At 67.8% G+C, this 1,090-nt stretch carries 1 protein-coding gene; it reads left to right on the top strand.

Translation table 11 applies throughout. The annotated features are described in order from the left end of the window. The coding region (locus FJM51_RS23450; protein ID WP_140456499.1) for a homocysteine S-methyltransferase family protein at positions 1–861 on the top strand (861 nt) is incomplete at its 5' end. Positions 862–1,090: the final 229 nt, after the last annotated feature.

Consider the following 1,090-nt stretch of genomic DNA (forward strand, 5'->3'; position numbering starts at 1 on the left):
ACGGACCTGATCTTCAACCAGGGTGTGGATCTGCCCGGCTTCGCGGCATTCCCCATGGTCGATAGTTCCGACGGGCGCGCGCGGCTTCGGGACTACTATCTGAAATTGATTGCGCTCGGCCGCGACACCGGCGTCGGGATCATCCTGGATACACCGACGTGGATGGCCAATCCCGACCGCGCCAAGGGCGTCGGCTACGCGGCCAGCGACCTGCCCCGGCTGACCGGCGCCGCCGTCGACCTGGCCCGCGAGGTCGCGGTCGCGCATCCCGACGTCGCCACCCGTGTCAGCGTCCAGATCGGTCCGCGGGGCGATGGCTATCAGCCCGGCATCGCCGCCGCCGAGACATCCGCCCGCTACCACGCTCCGCAGGTGGAGGCCGCCAGGGAGGCCGGCGCCGACATGGTCAGCGCCTACACGATGGGATCGACGGGCGAGGCTATCGGCATTTCCATCGCCGCGCGGCGGTCCGGCATCCCGGCTCTCGTGTCCTTCACCATCCAGACCGACGGCGGGCTGGCGGACGGTACACCGCTCTCGGCCGCCGTCGGTCAGCTCGTCGAGACAGCGGAGCCGTTCGCGATCTGCGTGAATTGCGCCCATCCCGATCACATCGCGAAGAGCCTCGATGGCGGAGCATGGCAAGCCAGTCTCGCCGGCATCGTTGCGAACGCATCCCGGCAAAGCCACGCGGAACTGGACAATGCCGAGACCCTCGATGAGGGAGACCCCGTCGAACTTGGCAGGCAACTCGCCGATCTCAGGCGCTCGCTGTCCGGCATTCGCGTCCTGGGAGGCTGTTGTGGCACCGATCTCCGGCATCTCCGCGAGATCGCGCGGCGTGTCGGGAGTGACGGATGAGCCGAGAGCCACTGGCGAGAGGGCCGACCGTCGTCAGCGGTCATAAGACGCCCCGACCGTAGCCGAAATTTGACGAACCACAGGTCTGCCCGCGGCCCAGTCATTGGGCGCGAAAGCTTTCGATGACCCCTCCTGGCGTATACCGACCAGGCCCGATCATGGATACAAGGGCCAATCGGCGGCCACGCCCTCTTGTCCCACGCCGTGCCCGCGTGGCAAGCGGGCCGAA

Source organism: Amaricoccus solimangrovi, from assembly GCF_006385685.1.
GTDB classification, from domain to species: domain Bacteria; phylum Pseudomonadota; class Alphaproteobacteria; order Rhodobacterales; family Rhodobacteraceae; genus Amaricoccus; species Amaricoccus solimangrovi.